This window comes from Halomonas terrestris (assembly GCF_049166755.1).
Taxonomy (GTDB): Bacteria; Pseudomonadota; Gammaproteobacteria; order Pseudomonadales; family Halomonadaceae; genus Halomonas.
On sequence record NZ_JBMHFZ010000038.1, the window covers coordinates 1 to 16,600 of the forward strand.

Below are 16,600 nucleotides of genomic sequence, written 5' to 3' on the forward strand. Positions count from 1 at the left end.
ATCAACGAGGCCTTCGAGCTGCTGCACGCGGGCAAGAGCATCCGCACGGTGCTCCACTACTGAGGGCTGCATGACTGACCGACACCGCCTGACCCAACAACGACGCAGGTGATCGCCATGCTGACAAGACTACAAGAGGAGCGGAAGCCCATGAGCCTGATGGATACCCTGAAGCGCTGGTTCGGTGGCCAGGGGGCGACGCCCTCCACAACTCATCAGCAGAGCCGTGACCGGCCGGCGAATCCCGCTCCGACATCCTCCCCAGCCGCCACCACCCAGGGAGCAACGACCATGAGTGACATCCGCATCCATCCCGCCGTCGACAATGGCGTCCGCGCCGGCAGCGACAGCTTCACCGGCGGCACCCTGCACTGTCACTGTCCCGACAACAAGGTCGAGGTGACCGTCGACGCCCAGTGCGCCCACAACCATGTCTGCGGCTGCACCAAGTGCTGGAAACCCGAGGGCGCCCTGTTCTCGATGGTCGCCGTGGTCCCGCGCGACAAGCTCAAGGTGACCGCCAACGAGGACAAGCTGGAGGTCGTCGACACCTCGGCCGCCATCCAGCGCCACGCCTGCAAGGGCTGCGGAGTGCACATGTTCGGCCGCATCGAGAACACCGACCACCCCTTCCACGGCCTGGACTTCATCCACACCGAGCTCTCCGATGACAGCGGCTGGGCGGCACCGGAATTCGCCGCCTTCGTCTCCTCGATCATCGAGTCGGGCGCCAACCCGGACAACATGGACAAGGTCCGCGGCCGGCTCAAGGAACTGGGACTGGAACCCTACGACTGCCTGTCGCCGCCCCTGATGGATGCCATCGCCACCCACACCGCCAAGGCCAAGGGCGTGCTCTGAGCGCGACAGGGGGAGGCGCCACCCGAAGATGCCCGGGCCCGCCGATGTGCGGGCCCGGGCGTTTCATTTACGGAAACTGCATCTCGGCTGAACCCTCAGAGAGACGATCCTATCCCACCGAATTCTAGCGCTTGGGCACCCCCAGGGCGGCGAACAGCTCCGCGAGGTTCGGGTCCTCCCGCCTGGCCCGCAGGAGCGTGGCATCCTCGACCGCGAAGCGGCCGGAGGTGGCTCTGAGGTACACCGTTCCCGTCGCCGCGTCGACGAAGCGAACCTCCGGCACTTTCGCGATGCAGCGCTCGAGAAATGTGCAGTTCCTGCCGACCGCCAGGGTGTCGTCGTCGGGATAGACCTCCGCCGGGCAGGTCGCCGCGGTGTTGATCCGCTTGTAGCGGTCGACGTTGACCAGGCCCAGGGGATCCAGGATATGAAGCGCTTCGCGGGTGCCGTAGGCGATGGTCGTCGGTGGCGTGTGCCGGGGGACGCTGTTGTCCAGGAACACATACTCGAACCGGGGACGGGGGCTGTCCAGCCACTTGAAGAGCAGCTTGGGCATGCCGTCATAGGCCTCCACGCAGTGCCCCAGGAAGTCCGATACCGCCTTGTATCGCCCTCGCTCCAGCCCCCGCTGCCAGCCACGCTCCACCGTGGCCTCCGGCGGGGTGATGATGAAATAGATGTACATGGTGGAGACATGTTTCGCATAGGTGTCATCCAGGAGCCGTGACACCGTTTCCGAAGAGAAGCTGTCGAAACGAAACCGATCGATCAGCAGGTTCGGAATGGTGCGATCCCGCTGCGCCTTGTCGCGGATGTAGCGGTCCAGCTTGGCATCGACCAGCTTGACCTCCTTGCTGGCCAGGCGGCCGGCATACTTGTAGGCCTCGCCCAGGGCGTCATAGTCGAGCAGGAGGCGGCGCCAGATGTCGGGGGTGATCGTGCCATACTGCTCCGGCTGGATCCCCAGGTCCTGCAGGGTGTTCCTCAGCAGGTGCCGCAGGGAGCTCTTGCCCGCCGCCGAGGCCCCCTTGAGGCTGATCAGGATCGGCTCCCCGGCGCAGGGGATCCGGCCGTAGCCCTCGCACTGCATGGCCCGTTCGACATGGGGGGCTATCATCCGGCCGAGGTGGCGGCTACCGAAGTCATTGCAGGCATGTCGGGTGATCAACCTCGCCAACACCTCTCGGTCCACCCCGATATGGCCCTGGACACCGGCGATCGAATTCAGGACACGATAGGTGCTCTTGTAGATGGCCTGCTCCAGTTCCTCCCGGGCCGCCAACCCCCGGTGCTTGATGTCCATGATCGCGTCATGGTGCCGCTCCTGGAGGGAGCGGTGATCCGCCTGCCGTCCCGGCGCCGGGCGTTTGCCGAACCATCTGGCCAGGAAGGAGCCGGGTTCGGGATCGGTCGCCACCGGCTCGGGGGCGAAGGCCGTGGCGAGGATGTCGCCAACCTGGCGGTGTATCGCCTCATGCAGTCGGTCATACTCCTGCCGAAGCACCGACAGCTGGGGAGTCAGGTAGTCGGTCAGGATCTTGAGCGTGATGCGGCGAAAGTGCTGCCCCAGGGCCTCCTCTTCTTCACCCTCGAGGACCATGATGTCGGCCGTCACCCTCACGATCAGCTCGTGCAGCAGCAGGCGCTCCGCACGGAACGCCACCAGCTCCTCCTCCTCGAGCCCGGTGAGGGCTCTCAGCTCAGGCATCTCGGCAAGGCGGGAATAGACGTTGGCCGAACGATGGATGGTTTCCAGGACGTGGTAGCGCCTGGGCAGGTCGGCCTCCAGTCCAGGGTTCCAGGCCGAACACTCGGCACCATCTCGATCGGGCATGGAGGGAATCATGCCACGACATTGACCGACTTTGCCGTCCGGGGCAATCCCGCCAGGAGGGTGACCTCCGGGGCAAGGGCGAGGCGGGCTCGCCCCTGGTTCAGGAGATGGCGCACTCCTGGCGGGCCAGAGCGAGCCGCCGGTCTCACATCGCCACTTCCACCGGTTTCACCAGCCGGTCGAACGCGCTGTAGGCGAGCTGCATGACCTCCCGATGGCTGCCGGCATTGAAGGAGATGAGGTCGGCCTCGGCCAGGTGCGGCGAGACGAACACCTCCAGATCGAAAAGGTTGCCGAAGGGCGGCATCGCCCCGGGCTCACAATCGGGGAAGCGATCCTGGAAGTCCGCCTCCCTTGCCAGCTCGACCGACTGGGCACCGAGGGAGCCACCCAGCCGCTGCAGGTCGACGCGATCAGTGGCCGGCAGGACAGTCAGGGCAAGACGACCATCGATCTCGACCATGACGCACTTGGCGAAATGCCGACCCGGCACGTGGGCCGCCTCGGCGATCTCCTTGGCGGTATAGGCCGGGGAATGCTGCTGTATGACGTATTTCACGCCGTTATCGTCGAGAAAGCGTTTGACGCGCTCCATGGGCATGGGGATCACCCTCCCGGGTGTCGATAGGGGGCCTGTCGATAAGCCTAGTCCGAAGATGGGGAGGCCGCAGCACTGCTACCGGTCAGCATGCCTCCGAGAACGCCGGTGCAATTCACCCTGGCCGGGACAGCCCGGCCATCCCTGATATCACACTACCAAAAAGGCCCAGCCCCCGAGGGGTGCCGGACCAAGGAGGAAACCGTTGGGAGTTCGAACCTATTCGAGCGACTCGTAGGGCAGCCCCACGTAGTTCTCCGCGATGGTGGTGAGGCCCGCCTCGGAGCCCGTCACGTAGTCAAGCTCGGCCTGCTGCATGCGGGTGGCGAAGTCCTCCTCCTCGGAGAACTTGTGCAGCATGGTGGTCATCCACCAGGAGAAGCGCTCGGCCTTCCAGATCCGCTTGAGACAGGTCTGCGAGTAGTTGGCGATCAGGTCGGTACGCCCCTCCTGATAGACCTTCACCATCAGGCGGTAGAGGGTGTTGACGTCGCTGGCGGCGAGGTTGAGCCCCTTGGCGCCGGTGGGGGGCACGATATGCGCGGCATCGCCCACCAGGAAGAGGCGGCCGTACTGCATCGGCTCCACCACGAAGCTGCGCAGCGGGGCGATGCTCTTCTCGATGGAGGGACCGGTGACCAGCTTCTCGGCCACGTCATCGGGCAGGCGACGCTTGAGCTCCTCCCAGAAGCGCTCGTCGGACCACTCCTCGACCTTCTCGTCCAGCGACACCTGGAGGTAGTAGCGGCTGCGGGTCTCGGAGCGCATGCTGCAGAGGCTGAAGCCGCGCTCATGGCGAGCATAGATCAGCTCGTCGGCGACCGGCGGCGTGTCGGAGAGGATCCCCAGCCAGCCGAAGGGGTAGACCTTCTCGAACTCCTTGATGCGGCCCTCGGGAATCGACTTGCGCGAGACCCCATGGAAGCCGTCGCAGCCCGCCACGTAGTCGCAGTCGAGGCGCACCGTCTCGCCATCCTTCTCGAAGGTGACCCAGGGCGCGTCACTGTCCAGGTCATGGAGCTGGACGTTGTCGGCCTCGTAGATCGACTTGCCCCCGCTCGCCTCGCGGGCCTCCATCAGGTCGCGGGTCACCTCGGTCTGGCCGTAGACCATGACCTTGCTGCCGCCGGTCAGGCCGGCCAGGTCCACCCGCACCCGGCGATTGTCGAAGGCCAGCTCGAAGCCATCGTGGGGCAACCCCTCGGCGTTCATGCGCTCATCGACTCCGGCCTCGTGCAGCAGGTCCACCATGCCCTGCTCCAGCACGCCGGCGCGGATGCGGCTCAGCACGTAGTCGCCGCTCTTGCGCTCGAGGATGACGTTGTCGATGCCTTGACGGCTCAGCAGCTGGCCGAGCAGCAGGCCGGAGGGGCCCGCGCCGATGATGGCGACCTGAGTCTTCATTGGAATGCTCCGTTGCTGTCCATGGATGCGAACACTTGTTCGCTGCATGGGTTGCATTTTTCAATGAAACCTTCCCCGAGATAAGGCATGATCTGAAGCATTACTTGGACTTTTCCTGTCATCTCGCTCGACCTTGGTCGCAATGCCATGAACCGCTCCTCCTCCCTCTCGGTCCCGGTCTTCAAGCTCTATGGCGAGACACGCCACTGGCCGACGCCGGACCTGCTGCACTGCGAGTCGATTCCCGAGCGCAGCCGCCTCCACGACTGGTATATCCGGCCCCATCGCCATGCCGACCTGGTACACGTCCTGCACGTGGCCCGGGGACGGGTCGAGCTGGAGCTGGAAGGTACCACCCAGCCCCTGCAGGGCGGCCTGATCATCGTGGTTCCGGCCATGAGCATCCACGGGTTCCGCTTCTCGACGGATGTCGAGGGGCACATCATCACCCTGGCGAAGCCACTGGCCGAGCACCTCGCCGAGATCGAGGGAGCGCCGCTGCGCAATGCGGCTTGCCATCCGCTGGTCGGGGAGCGCGAGGCTCGCCGGGTGGCCACCCTGGTGGCACAGATCGACGAGGAGTATCGCCAGCCCGCCCCCGGCCGCGAACGGCTGCTGGAGGCCCTGATCCAGGCGCTGGTGGTGGAGATCTCCCGGCTGGACGATAGTCCTGTAGCGAGGGGAAAAGGTGCCGGCCTGAAGCACCGGGACAAGGGGCGTCACCACCTGGAGAACTTCCAGGCGCTGATCGAGGGCCAGTATCGCCAGCAGCCGAGCATCGAGCAGTTCGCCGCGCAGCTGGGCATGAGCAGCGCCCACCTCAACACCCTCTGTCGTCGCCTGGCGGGACGCAGCGCCCTGCAGCTGCTGCATGAGCGGCTGCTGCTGGAGGCCAAGCGCCAGCTCACCTACACCAACATGACCATCAGCCAGGTCGCCGACAGCCTGGGCTTCTCCGAGCCGGCCTACTTTACCCGCTTCTTCAAGCGCAACACCGGCCTCTCACCAAGGGACTTCCGGCTGCGCCAGCATGCCTCCGAGGCCGCGAAACAGGACGCCCCCGGCCAGGCGAGCTGAATCGAGAGCATCGACAGCCCAACGACACCGCTCTCCTGCAACATCCACAGAGTCGGGAGGGGAAAGCGACCAGCCTCAGCAGGTCGGCGACGATGAAGGACGCCACCCCGCGGTAGATCTCACCAGGGTGCACGAGCGGCGCCATGCTGGATAACGTCGAATCCGCATGAAGTGACGAAGCATCATCAATCGCATCACCTCTCTCCACCGAAGCCGGGACCCAGCCCCAGCAGCTCACCGTAGCGCAGCCCGATGAAGGCGTGCTCGCGCATCAGCATCTCGGCCCGTGCACCCTCGCCATGGCGCAACGCCTGGACTACCAGCTCGTGCTGCATCTGGGCCAGCTGCAGCTTGCGGTGCTCCTGGTCCAGCGCTTCGCTGTCGATCACGATGGAGTCGGCAGCCGCGAAGGGCAGATGGTTGTTGCGGGCGATGGCGTCGCCGATCACCGGGCTGCCCGCCGAGCCGACGATGGTCTCGTGGAAGCGGCGGTTGAGCTCGCTCCAGGCGTCGATGTCACGCTCCTCCAGGTAGCCCTTGGCCAGCAGCTCGCGTCCTTTCTGGATCCAGACCTGCAGCTCGGCCACCAGTTCGGACGACAGCCCCTGCTCCGCCAGGCGGCGCGCCGCCAGGCCTTCCAGCACCCCGCGCACCTCGACGGCACAGAGCACATCGGCCTCCGTGAACTCCCGCACCATGAAGCCGCGCTTGCCGGCCCGCTGCAGCAGTCCCTCCTGCTCCAGGGTACGGAAGGCCAGGCGCACGGGGGTTCGCGAGACCCCCAGCTGCTCTGCCACCGCCACCTCGCCGAGACGCTCGCCCGGCCGGTAGGTCCCCTCACCGATCAGCTTGCGCAGTCGGCTCACCACACTCTTGTCGCTGTTACTCACCGGATTGTCCTGTTGTCCTTTCCTGATGTGCTTTCGGCCTAAAATGGATCCAACTAAAGCATAAATTGACCAACCGCGCGGAAATGGGCTCTACTTTGGATCCAAACATAACATCCCCCAGCAAAGAAGGAAGCGCTGGTTCACGTACCTCCCCCATCCATGTGGGTCGTCGAACGCAGCAATGAATCCATGCTTCCGAGGAGAGAGCCGTGACACTCCAAGCCCCCTACCCCAAGAATACCTGGTACGTCGCCTGCACCCCGCACGAGCTCGAGGACAAGCCGCTGGGGCGCACCATCTGCAACGAACCGATCGTCTTCTTCCGCGGTGACGAGGGCCGCGTGGCCGCCGTGGAGGACTTCTGCCCCCACCGCGGTGCCCCACTGTCGCTGGGCTTCGTGCGCGACGGCAAGCTGGTCTGCGGCTACCACGGCCTGGAGATGGGCTGCAACGGCAAGTGCGCCAGCATGCCGGGCCAGCGGGTCCGCGGCTTCCCGAGCATTCGCGCCTACCCGGTGGAAGAGCGCCACGGTTTCGTGTGGATCTGGCCGGGCGACCCGGAGAAGGCCGACCCGAGCCTGATCCCCGAGCTGCACTGGGCCAATAGCCCGGACTGGGCCTACGGCGGCGGTCTCTATCATATCCGGTGCGACTACCGGCTGATGATCGACAACCTCATGGACCTGACCCATGAAACCTATGTGCACGCCTCCAGCATCGGCCAGCCGGAGATCGAGGAGGCCGCCCCCGAGACCAGCGTCGACGGCGACGAAGTGGTCACCGCCCGGCACATGACCGACATCCCGGCACCGCCCTTCTGGCAGGCCGCCCTGCGCGGCAACGGCCTGGCCGACGACGTGCCGGTGGACCGCTGGCAGATCTGCCGCTTCACTCCGCCGAGCCACGTGCTGATCGAGGTGGGCGTGGCCCATGCCGGGCATGGCGGCTTTGATGCCCCGGCGGAGGTCAAGGCCTCGAGCATCGTGGTGGACTTCATCACCCCCGAGACCGACACCTCGATCTGGTACTTCTGGGGCATGGCACGCAACTTCAAGGCCGAGGACGGCGAGCTCACCGAGCGGATCCGCGAAGGCCAGGGCCAGATCTTCGCCGAGGACCTGGAGATGCTGGAGTCACAGCAGCGCAACCTGCTGCGCTACCCGGACCGTCAGCTCCTCAAGCTCAACATCGACGGCGGCGGCGTCCAGGCGCGGCGCATCATCGATCGGATCCTGGCAGAAGAAGCCGGCGCGCAGACGGCATCACAGGAGTCTGCAGTATGAGCGTTCCCAGCTCCCTCTCGTTGATCGTTGAGGTCCAGCATAAGCACCAGGAGGCTGACGATATCGTCACCCTCGAACTGGCCGATCCCCACGGCAGGCCGCTGCCGGCGTTCAGCGCCGGCGCGCATATCGATGTGCAGGTCAAGCAAGGGGTCGTTCGGCAGTATTCGCTGTGCAACCACCCGGAGGAGCGCGACCGCTACCTGATCGGGGTGCTGCGCGACCCGGCCTCCCGGGGTGGCTCGGTGGCCATGCACGACGAGATCCGCGAGGGCGACCTGCTCCAGATCAGCGCCCCCAAGAACCACTTCCCGCTGGAGCACGCCAAGCGCACCCTGCTGCTGGCCGGCGGCATCGGCGTGACGCCGCTACTGTGCATGGCCGAACGCCTGGCCCACACCGACGCCGACTTCGAGATGCACTACTGTACTCGATCCCCCACCCGCACGGCGTTTCTCGAGCGTATTCGCCAGGGGGAGTTCGCCGAGCGGGTGCATTTCCACTTCGATGACGGCGAGCCCGAGCAGAAGCTCGACCTGGAGCCGCTGGTCGGCACCCCCGACCCCGGGACCCAAGTCTATATCTGCGGCCCGAAGGGCTTTATCGATTTCGTGCTGTCGACCTGCAAGGCCCATGGCTGGGACAGCCACCAGCTGCACACCGAGTACTTCGCCGGCGCCGTGGCCGACGACACCGACGACGAAAGCTTCGAGGTCAAGATCGCCAGCAGCGGAGCCAGCTTCACCGTGCCCGCCGACAAGACGGTGTATCAGGTGCTGGCCGAGAACGGCATCGACATCATGGTCTCCTGCGAGCAGGGGGTCTGCGGCACCTGCCTGACACGGGTGCTGGAGGGCGAGCCCGACCATCGCGACCTCTACCTGGACGATGACGAGCATGCCGCCAACGACCAGTTCACTCCCTGCTGCTCGCGGGCCAGGAGCCAGGTTCTGGTGCTGGACCTCTGAGCGTCACCCCACCCTCTTCAACCACCACAATCACAAAGAGAGATCCCCATGACACCCAACAAGATCGTGACCGCTTTCACCTTGAAGAGCGCCCTGGCCGCCGTGCTCCTGGCCTCACCGGCCCTGGCCGAAGCTACCACCCTGCGCATCGCCCACGTCTGGCCCGGCGGCTCGCTGATCGACCGCGAACTGTTCCAGGCCTGGGCGGAGAGCGTCGAGGAAGCCTCCGACGGCCGCCTGCAGGTCCAGGTCTTCCCCGGCGCCACCCTGACGGGAGCCGATTCGGCCTATCAGGGTGTAGTCAGTGGCATCGCCGATATCGGCGCCACTGCCCAGGGCTATACTGCCGGGCGGTTCCCGTTGACCCAGGTGGTCGAGCTGCCCGGTGTCTCGGCCAGCAGCCGCCAGGGCTCCTGCATCCTGCAGTCGCTGTATGAGCAGGGCCATCTGGATGCCGAGTACGATGACTCGCGCCCACTGTTCATGTTCACCACCGGCCCCGGCTACCTGCATACCAAGGAGACGCTGATCGAGTCCCCGGTAGATCTGGAAGGCATGCGCATCCGCCGACCGACACCGCTGATCGGCGATATGCTCACCCGCCTTGGCGCCCAGGCCGTGGGCATGCCGGCCCCGGAGGTCTTCACCGCCATGCAGCGCGGCGTGGTCGACGGCCTGAGCTTCAACTGGGAAGGCATGAAGACCTTCCGTCTCAACGAACTGGCCAGCTACCACACCGAGGTGCCCCTCTACGATCTCTCGCTGTTCGCCACCATGAATCAGCGCACCTACGACGGCCTGCCCGAGGACCTGCAGCGGGTCATCGACGACCACAGCGGCATGGAGTGGTCGCTGCGCGCCGCCGCCGTCTATGACGAGCTGATCCGCCAGGGCCGAGAGGACGCCGAGGCCGCCGGTCACGAGTTCCTGGTCATCGAGGACGCCCTCGACCACCCGGACTGGGGCCCGGTGCTGCAGGAGACCATCGATCGCTATCTTGAGGAGGTCGGAGGCCCTGCCGGGGAGATCTACGAAGCCGCCATGGATTTGCAGGCTGCGTGCCCTGCCTGACCCCCGCTTATCTTCCCCTCGGAACGGCAGCCTTCGGGCTGCCGTTTTCGTTTCTCGACCGACGCACCCAAAGCCGATACAAGACTAAAGTCGTGGACCAGCAGGAATGACCCGGCAGGATAACTGTTGTAGCCTCTATATTGTTTATATTTACAACAGTATTTTTTGACAACAAGCGCTCAGCCTGACGAACCACTGCCGAGGCCCCCATGACCGAATCACTCGTCAAGACGACTCTGGACGACAGCATCTACACCATCACGCTGGCACGACCGGGGAAGCGCAACGCCATCAGCGACCGCCTGCTCAGCGCTCTGGAAGAAGCCCTGTTTGCCACACCGACAGCAACCCGGGTCATTATTCTTGCTGCCGAAGGAAAGCACTTCTGCGCCGGCCTCGACCTGGCCGAACATCAGCATCGAGAGCCCTTCGGCGTAGTACAGCACTCCCGCAGCTGGCATCGCATCTTCGATCGGCTGCAGAACGGTGGCATCCCGGTGGTCACCGCCATGCAGGGAGCGGTGATCGGCGGCGGCCTGGAGCTGGCCACCGCTACCCATGTGCGGGTGGCCGAATCCAGCACCGTCTATCAGTTACCCGAGGGGCGCCACGGCATCTTCGTCGGCGGCGGCGCCTCGGTGCGAGTGGCCAACATCATCGGCCCCGGCCGCATGTGCGAGATGATGCTCACAGGCCGCGTCATGGAGGCCGACGAGGGGCAGCACCTCGGCCTCTCCCACTATGTGGTCGACCAGGGCGAGAGCCTCGACAAGGCCCGCCAGCTTGCCGAGCGCATCGCAGAGAACGCTCCCATGGCTAACTGGGCCATGGTGTCGGCCATCTCACGCATCGACAACATGTCCAGCGACGACGGCCTGTTCGTCGAGTCACTCACCGCCGCCCTGACCCAGACCAGCCCCGAGGTCGCCGAACGCATCGCTGAGTTCTTCAAGAGCAAGGGACAGGGACCACGTACCTGATCTCTCTTCGCTCGCGACATAAATCCTCACTTTCCTCTCGACTTAGTTCGCAGTTCCAGGAGAGCACCATGAAATTCCAGTACAACACTTTCATCGTCACCGGCGGCGCCTCGGGTCTCGGTGCGGCCACCGTGCGTGCCCTCCACGACGCGGGTGCCAATGTCGTGATCGCCGATCTCAATGCCGAACGCGGCGAGGCGCTGGCTGCCGAACTGAATACCCAGGGGGCAGGCGAACGCATCCGCTTCCGGCGCACCGACGTCACCAGCGAGTCCGATGCCCAAGCCGTGGTGGACCTCGCCCTCGAAGCCTTCGAAGGCCTGCAGGGGCTGGTCAACTGCGCCGGGGTCGGTGACCCCGCCAAGGTCGTCGATCGCCACGGCGAGCCCCTCCCTCTGGACACCTTCACGCGCATCGTCAACATCAACCTGCTGGGCAGTTTCAACATGCTGCGCCTGGCTGCCGCGGCCATGGCCAAGGGCGAACCCCAGGGCGACGGCGAACGCGGGGTGATCATCAACACCGCCTCGGTGGCCGCCTTCGACGGCCAGATCGGCCAGCCCGCCTATGCGGCCTCCAAGGGTGGCATCGTCGCCATGACCCTACCCATCGCCCGGGAGCTGGCCCGCCACGGCATCCGCGTGATGACCATCGCTCCGGGGCTGTTCAAGACCCCGCTGATGGAGGCCCTGCCGGAGGAGGCCCAGCAGTCCCTGGCCGCCGCCGTCCCCTTCCCCAGCCGCCTGGGCGAGCCCGACGAGTTCGCGCGTCTGGCCTGCCATATCGTCGACAACACCATGCTCAACGGCGAGACCATTCGCCTGGATGGCTCCATTCGCATGGCACCTCGTTAGGAGTTCTTTCACGGCTCGGTGAAAGCGATGGGCTTTTACGGCGCCACGCCAACGCGAGGGCGCTGTGATCCCTGGGCGCTACTTTGGCCCTGCGGTGCTCTTGCATCCTGCTCCGCTTGCAGTACCGGAGCTGCCATCCATGGCCAACTCCTTTTGCGGATTCCGCCTCACCCATGGCAAAAGCCCCTCGCGCTGGCTTGTCCCCAGGCGCTCATCTAGCCGGGCCTGTTGATAAGAACGCCAAGCCTCGTTTGGACGCCCCCCCCCCCGTTTCACCCACGATCCGGTCACTATCAGTTCGAGGACGCCACCATGATCGATTACACAGCACCGCTGCGTGATATGCAGTTCATTCTCGACGAGCTCGCCGGGCTCGAGGGAATCGCCGAGCTGCCCGGCTGCGAGGATGCCTCGCCCGACCTGGTAGGCGCCGTGCTGGAGGAGGCCGGCAAGTTCGCCGCCGGCGTGCTCGCCCCCCTCAACCAGACCGGCGACCGGCAAGGCTGTCGCCTGGAGGGCGAGCGGGTGATCACCCCCGACGGCTGGCAGGCGGCCTACGACCAGTTCCGCGATGCCGGCTGGATCGGCCTCTCCCTGCCCCCGGAGCATGGCGGCCAGGGGCTGCCCAAGCTGGTCTCCACCCCGGTGTGGGAGATGTGGTTCTCCACCAACATGGCCTTCGCCATGCTGCCCCAGCTCAACGTGGGCCAGACCGAGGCGCTAATGATCGCCGCCAGCGAGTCCCAGAAGGCCACCTGGCTGGAGAAGATCGTCAGCGGCGAGTGGGCCGCCACCATGAACCTCACCGAACCGCAGGCGGGCTCGGACCTGGCCGCCACTCGCATGCGTGCCGAGCCCACGGCAGATGGCGCCTATCGCCTGTTCGGGCAGAAGATCTATATCTCCTACGGAGAACACGACCTCACTCCCAACATCGTTCACCTGGTGCTCGCGCGCCTGCCCGACGCCCCGCCAGGGGTCAAGGGCCTGTCGCTGTTCCTGGTCCCCAAGTACCTGCTCGACAAGCAGGGCGAGCCGGGGGAGAAGAACGACATCCGCTGCATCGCCATCGAGCACAAGATGGGCATCCACGGCAGTCCCACCTGTACCCTGAGCTATGGCGACAATGATGGTGCCCTGGGCTACCTGGTCGGCGAGCCGCACCAGGGCCTGGCCACCATGTTCGTGATGATGAACGACGCACGCTTCAACGTGGGGGTGCAGGGCGTGGCCCTCGGCGAGCGCGCCTACCAGGCGGCCCTCGCCTACGCCCGGGAACGCGTTCAGGGCCGGGACATCGTCACCGGCGAGACAGGCAGGCCGATCTTCATCCACCCCGACGTCAAGCGCATGCTGGTATCGATGCGTGCCCGGCTGATGGCCATGCGCGGCCTGCTCTACACCGCCGCCGGCTGGTTCGACATCGCCCGTCACCACCCGGAGGCCGATGTCGCCGACAAGCATCGCCGCTATGTCGACCTGCTGATGCCCGTGGCCAAGGGCTGGTGCACCGAGGTGGGCAACGACCTCTGCGACGAGGCGATACAGGTATTCGGCGGCATGGGCTTCGTCGAGGAGACCGGGGTCGCCCAGCTGTTCCGCGACGCCCGCATCATCACCATCTACGAGGGCACCACCGGCATCCAGGCCAACGACCTGCTGGGCCGCAAGATACTACGCGAGGAGGGGGCCACCCTGCGCGAGCTGATCAGTGATATCCGAGTGACGACCGCGCAACTCGGCGGCCATGAGCGGCTGGGAGATCTGGCCAAGGCCCTCGATGACCAGGCGACACTGCTCGCCGAGACCAGCGACTGGCTGCTTGAGCACCGCACCGATATCGCCGACCTCTACGCCGGCGCCGTGCCCCTGCTGCACCTGCTGGGCACTGCCTGCGGCGCCTGGCAGATGGCCCGCCTGGCACTGGCCGCCGAGGCCCGCCGTGAGGCCGGCGACGGCAATGGTGACTACCTGGCGGGACTGGTCGAACTTGCGCGTTTCTACATGGCCACCCAGGCCCCCATGGCCCAGGCCCACGGCCAGACGCTTCGCAAGGCCGGCACGGTATTGACCCGGTTCCCCGAGGGCGGGCTGTAAACATCGCAAGATAGAAACAAGCAATAAGCTGAACCAAAAACGAAAAATGGCGAACCACCGAAGTTGCTTGATGGTTCGCCTTGCTTAATAAAAGCGATCGAAACAGAGGCCAAGAAACTACTTGGCCAATCCTGCCTTAGAACTTGTACATCGCCATCAATTCCACCTGCTGCCCACCCGGACGCAGCGGCATGGTCGTCGCATTACGGTCACGCCATTCGATGCCGATGTCCAGGTTAGGCAGGTATGTATAGATCAGGTTGACGTTAAACATTTCGAGAGTGTCGTCAGCGACGGTCGGCGCCACCTCATCCGCTTCCACCTGAGCGTAGCGAATATTTCCCCGGAGCCGCTCATTGAAGCGGTGACTCACCCCTGCCGTATAACCTGTCGTGCTCACCAGGTCACCATCGGCATTGACCTCCCCACTCGCGGCTATGCTGGCAGGGTTCGTCGCGCCGTTGTAACCCCAGCCGGAGTAAACGTTATTACCCTTGCCCGTGTAGCCACTCAGGGCAAGGGAGGTATCGCCGAAGTTGAGCTTGGCGGCGAGGGAGAACGCGGCACCGAATTCCGAATCGTCTACGCCGGTCTCGACCTCTCGACCAGTAACCGCAGCGTTGAAGGCGTGCCCCGACTCGGTGCGATGCGTGTAGGATGCCACCATGTCAGGGTAGTCGGCATCGCGGTAGACCGGGTCCTGAAGACTGAAGCGGAATCCACCCGGTGTATAGTGCAGGACCAGATCAGGCCGGACGACTGCGCCGCTACCGGAAACGCTACCGACACCCGTTCCGTAGAAATCGAGAACTTCGACATCGAATGGCGCATTGGCAAAGAACTGGCCGGACCAGGTCTGCCCGAGGGTCAGATTGTCGACCTGGACGTAGGCGTGGCGTAAACGCATGGCATAACTTGTATCCGATGCATCCGTCGCATTATCCCAGAAGTCGCCCTCCACGAAAGCCGTCACGCTATGACCCTGAACCTCCTGGTCTACCTTGAAGTTGATGCGTGACTGGCGAGCGCTAGCATCGAAAGAGCTCTCTCCACCATCCGGATCGGTAAAGATCCCCTCCGCCTTGACATAGCCACCGATACTGAAATTCGCTCCACCGAATTCACCCAGTTCCAGGGCATGAGCCTGTGCAGTAACGGCTGAAAGCGCGACCACCATGGCAAGTCGTTTTTTATTCACCATCTATCCTGATCTCCGTGTTGTTTTCTTTAAGTCGGTTTCAATGTCTCGGCAAGACCTGAAAACCGAAAGGCACATCATGCAAATCGTGTCCCTTGCTCTCTTGCTTCCACACCCGCCGGATCCCTTGGCGGGCGCTCCCGGTCGAATAAACCGGAGAGGGTTCAGCCCACCTTGACGACCAGCGCTGCGGCGGAGTCGCCGGCGGCACAGCCGGTGACCAGGGCATGGCCGCCGCCCTTGAGCGCGGTCTCCTCGATGGCCTCGATCAGCAGCCGCGCCAGGGTCGGGCCCTGGGGGTGCCCGAACACCAGGGAAGTGCCGTAGTTGTTGAAGGCATTGGCATCGAGGCCCAGTGCCTTGGCCAGGTGCAGGTCATTGACGATAAAGGGGCTGTGATTCTTGATGGTGGCGACCTGGTCAGCGCTCAGGCCGGCCTGGTCGAGCGCGCGCTTTGCCGCCGCGGCCGGCGCCATGGGCATGTACGCCGGCTGGGTACGGGCATGGCCATAAGCCACCACCTGGACGGCCAGCCCGGGATCGGTGCTGAGTTCGGCGGCGCGCTCGCGGGTGGTGACGAGGATGCCGGCGTTGCCGTCGGCCGGATGGGTCTGGGAGCCGAAGGTATGGATGCCGTCCGGCTGCACGGTGCCCAGCCTGGCAAGCCCTTCGGCGGTGGTCGGGGTCACGCCCTCGTCGGCCTCGACGAGCCGTGTCTCCTTGCGCGAGACCGCCACTTCCAGCGGGAACATGTAGCGCTTCTGGAAGGCCCGATCATCGGCCAGGGCCTCGGCGTACTGCGCATAGCGGCGCAGGGTCAGCTCGTCGGCCTGCTCCCGGGTGAAGCCGTGCTCGCGAGCCACGTTCTCGGCGGTGGTCAGCATGTCCTTGCCGGTGGCCGGGTCCGCGGCGATGTTGTCCATATTCCAGTTTTCGGCGATCACCTCGCCGCCCGGCCCGGTGGGATTGGGCCAGATGGTATGGGGGGCGTTGGAGGTACGATCGGCAAGCAGGCAGTAGGTGGTATCGAAGCACCCACTCTCCACCGCCAGGGCGGCGTTGAACACCGAGGTGGTGGCGGTGGCACAGGCCTGGGTGATGTTCTGGCCCGGCGCCTGGCCGGCGCCCATCATGGCCGCGGCCCAGGGGGCACCGTAGAAGATCGATTTCTGGCCCACCGAGACGCCCAGGTAAAGGTAATCGATGACGGCGGGATCGATGTCGCAGCTGGCGAACCAACGCTTGCTGGTGGCCGCGCCCAGCTCGATGGAGTTGAGGTTGGCCAGGCTGCCCATCCACTTGCAGAAGGGGCTGGAGTAGTAACCGCCGTAGGGGATATAGGCGTTCTTGAACATGCTCACCTCGGGAACCGTTTGCGTTAAGAAGGAAACAAGGGGTACTGCTCCGTATCACGGGAGCGCAGCCCCGGTCCTGATGATCATTCGCTCGCCAGTTGCCCGCGCAGGTCGCCCCAGCGGGGCTGGA

At 65.0% G+C, this 16,600-nt stretch carries 14 protein-coding genes; 8 read left to right on the forward strand and 6 right to left on the reverse strand.

The genetic code is table 11. The features are described from left to right. Positions 1-150 precede the first annotated feature (150 nt). Positions 151-861, forward strand: a complete 711-nt coding sequence (gfa, locus tag ACOMD9_RS20770) for an S-(hydroxymethyl)glutathione synthase (protein WP_421417906.1) — start codon at positions 151-153, stop codon at positions 859-861. A 124-nt stretch (positions 862-985) separates the two neighbouring features. Here gfa and ACOMD9_RS20775 read toward each other — a convergent pair whose 3' ends face one another. From ACOMD9_RS20775 to pobA, 3 genes are all read right to left on the reverse strand, one after another. Next, positions 986-2,695: a DEAD/DEAH box helicase family protein gene (locus ACOMD9_RS20775; protein ID WP_421417907.1), complete on the reverse strand. Its 1,710-nt coding sequence runs from the start codon at positions 2,693-2,695 to the stop codon at positions 986-988. A gap of 145 nt (positions 2,696-2,840) precedes the next feature. Further along, positions 2,841-3,296, reverse strand: a complete 456-nt coding sequence (locus ACOMD9_RS20780) for an aminoacyl-tRNA deacylase (protein ID WP_421417908.1) — start codon at positions 3,294-3,296, stop codon at positions 2,841-2,843. A gap of 216 nt (positions 3,297-3,512) precedes the next feature. After that, positions 3,513-4,697: a 4-hydroxybenzoate 3-monooxygenase gene (gene pobA, locus ACOMD9_RS20785; protein ID WP_421417909.1), complete on the reverse strand. Its 1,185-nt coding sequence runs from the start codon at positions 4,695-4,697 to the stop codon at positions 3,513-3,515. Between the two features lie 147 nt (positions 4,698-4,844). On the opposite strand from pobA, the gene ACOMD9_RS20790 reads away from it, so the two are divergent. Continuing rightward, positions 4,845-5,774 (forward strand): helix-turn-helix domain-containing protein, encoded by a 930-nt coding sequence (locus ACOMD9_RS20790; protein ID WP_421417910.1) that lies wholly within the window; start codon positions 4,845-4,847, stop codon positions 5,772-5,774. A gap of 194 nt (positions 5,775-5,968) precedes the next feature. Here ACOMD9_RS20790 and ACOMD9_RS20795 read toward each other — a convergent pair whose 3' ends face one another. Then, entirely contained in the window at positions 5,969-6,664 is a 696-nt protein-coding gene (locus ACOMD9_RS20795; protein ID WP_421417911.1) for a GntR family transcriptional regulator, read from the reverse strand. Between the two features lie 209 nt (positions 6,665-6,873). Here ACOMD9_RS20795 and ACOMD9_RS20800 point away from each other — a divergent pair, with 209 nt between their 5' ends. From ACOMD9_RS20800 to ACOMD9_RS20825, 6 genes are all read left to right on the forward strand, one after another. Beyond that, on the forward strand, positions 6,874-7,947 hold the full coding sequence (locus ACOMD9_RS20800) for an aromatic ring-hydroxylating dioxygenase subunit alpha (RefSeq protein WP_421417912.1): 1,074 nt from the start codon (positions 6,874-6,876) through the stop codon (positions 7,945-7,947). Further along, positions 7,944-8,915 carry a PDR/VanB family oxidoreductase gene (locus ACOMD9_RS20805; protein WP_421417913.1) on the forward strand — a complete coding sequence of 324 codons (972 nt, stop codon included), beginning with the start codon at positions 7,944-7,946 and terminating at the stop codon, positions 8,913-8,915. Before ACOMD9_RS20800 ends, ACOMD9_RS20805 begins: the two co-directional genes overlap by 4 nt. A gap of 48 nt (positions 8,916-8,963) precedes the next feature. Continuing rightward, entirely contained in the window at positions 8,964-9,986 is a 1,023-nt protein-coding gene (locus tag ACOMD9_RS20810) for a TRAP transporter substrate-binding protein (RefSeq protein WP_421417915.1), read from the forward strand. 209 nt (positions 9,987-10,195) lie between these two features. Continuing rightward, the gene (locus tag ACOMD9_RS20815; protein WP_421417917.1) at positions 10,196-10,966 is read left to right on the forward strand and encodes a crotonase/enoyl-CoA hydratase family protein; all 771 of its coding nucleotides are present in this window, start codon (positions 10,196-10,198) and stop codon (positions 10,964-10,966) included. 68 nt (positions 10,967-11,034) lie between these two features. Then, on the forward strand, positions 11,035-11,820 hold the full coding sequence (locus ACOMD9_RS20820; protein ID WP_421417918.1) for a 3-hydroxyacyl-CoA dehydrogenase: 786 nt from the start codon (positions 11,035-11,037) through the stop codon (positions 11,818-11,820). A 312-nt stretch (positions 11,821-12,132) separates the two neighbouring features. Continuing rightward, positions 12,133-13,917: an acyl-CoA dehydrogenase gene (locus tag ACOMD9_RS20825; protein WP_421417920.1), complete on the forward strand. Its 1,785-nt coding sequence runs from the start codon at positions 12,133-12,135 to the stop codon at positions 13,915-13,917. Positions 13,918-14,053: 136 nt separating this feature from the next. Here the strand turns inward: ACOMD9_RS20825 and ACOMD9_RS20830 are convergent, their stop codons facing one another. Together ACOMD9_RS20830 and ACOMD9_RS20835 are read right to left on the reverse strand one after the other, a co-directional pair. Then, on the reverse strand, positions 14,054-15,118 hold the full coding sequence (locus tag ACOMD9_RS20830; RefSeq protein WP_421417922.1) for a hypothetical protein: 1,065 nt from the start codon (positions 15,116-15,118) through the stop codon (positions 14,054-14,056). A gap of 161 nt (positions 15,119-15,279) precedes the next feature. Then, positions 15,280-16,470 (reverse strand): thiolase family protein, encoded by a 1,191-nt coding sequence (locus ACOMD9_RS20835; RefSeq protein ID WP_421417924.1) that lies wholly within the window; start codon positions 16,468-16,470, stop codon positions 15,280-15,282. Positions 16,471-16,600 lie beyond the last annotated feature (130 nt).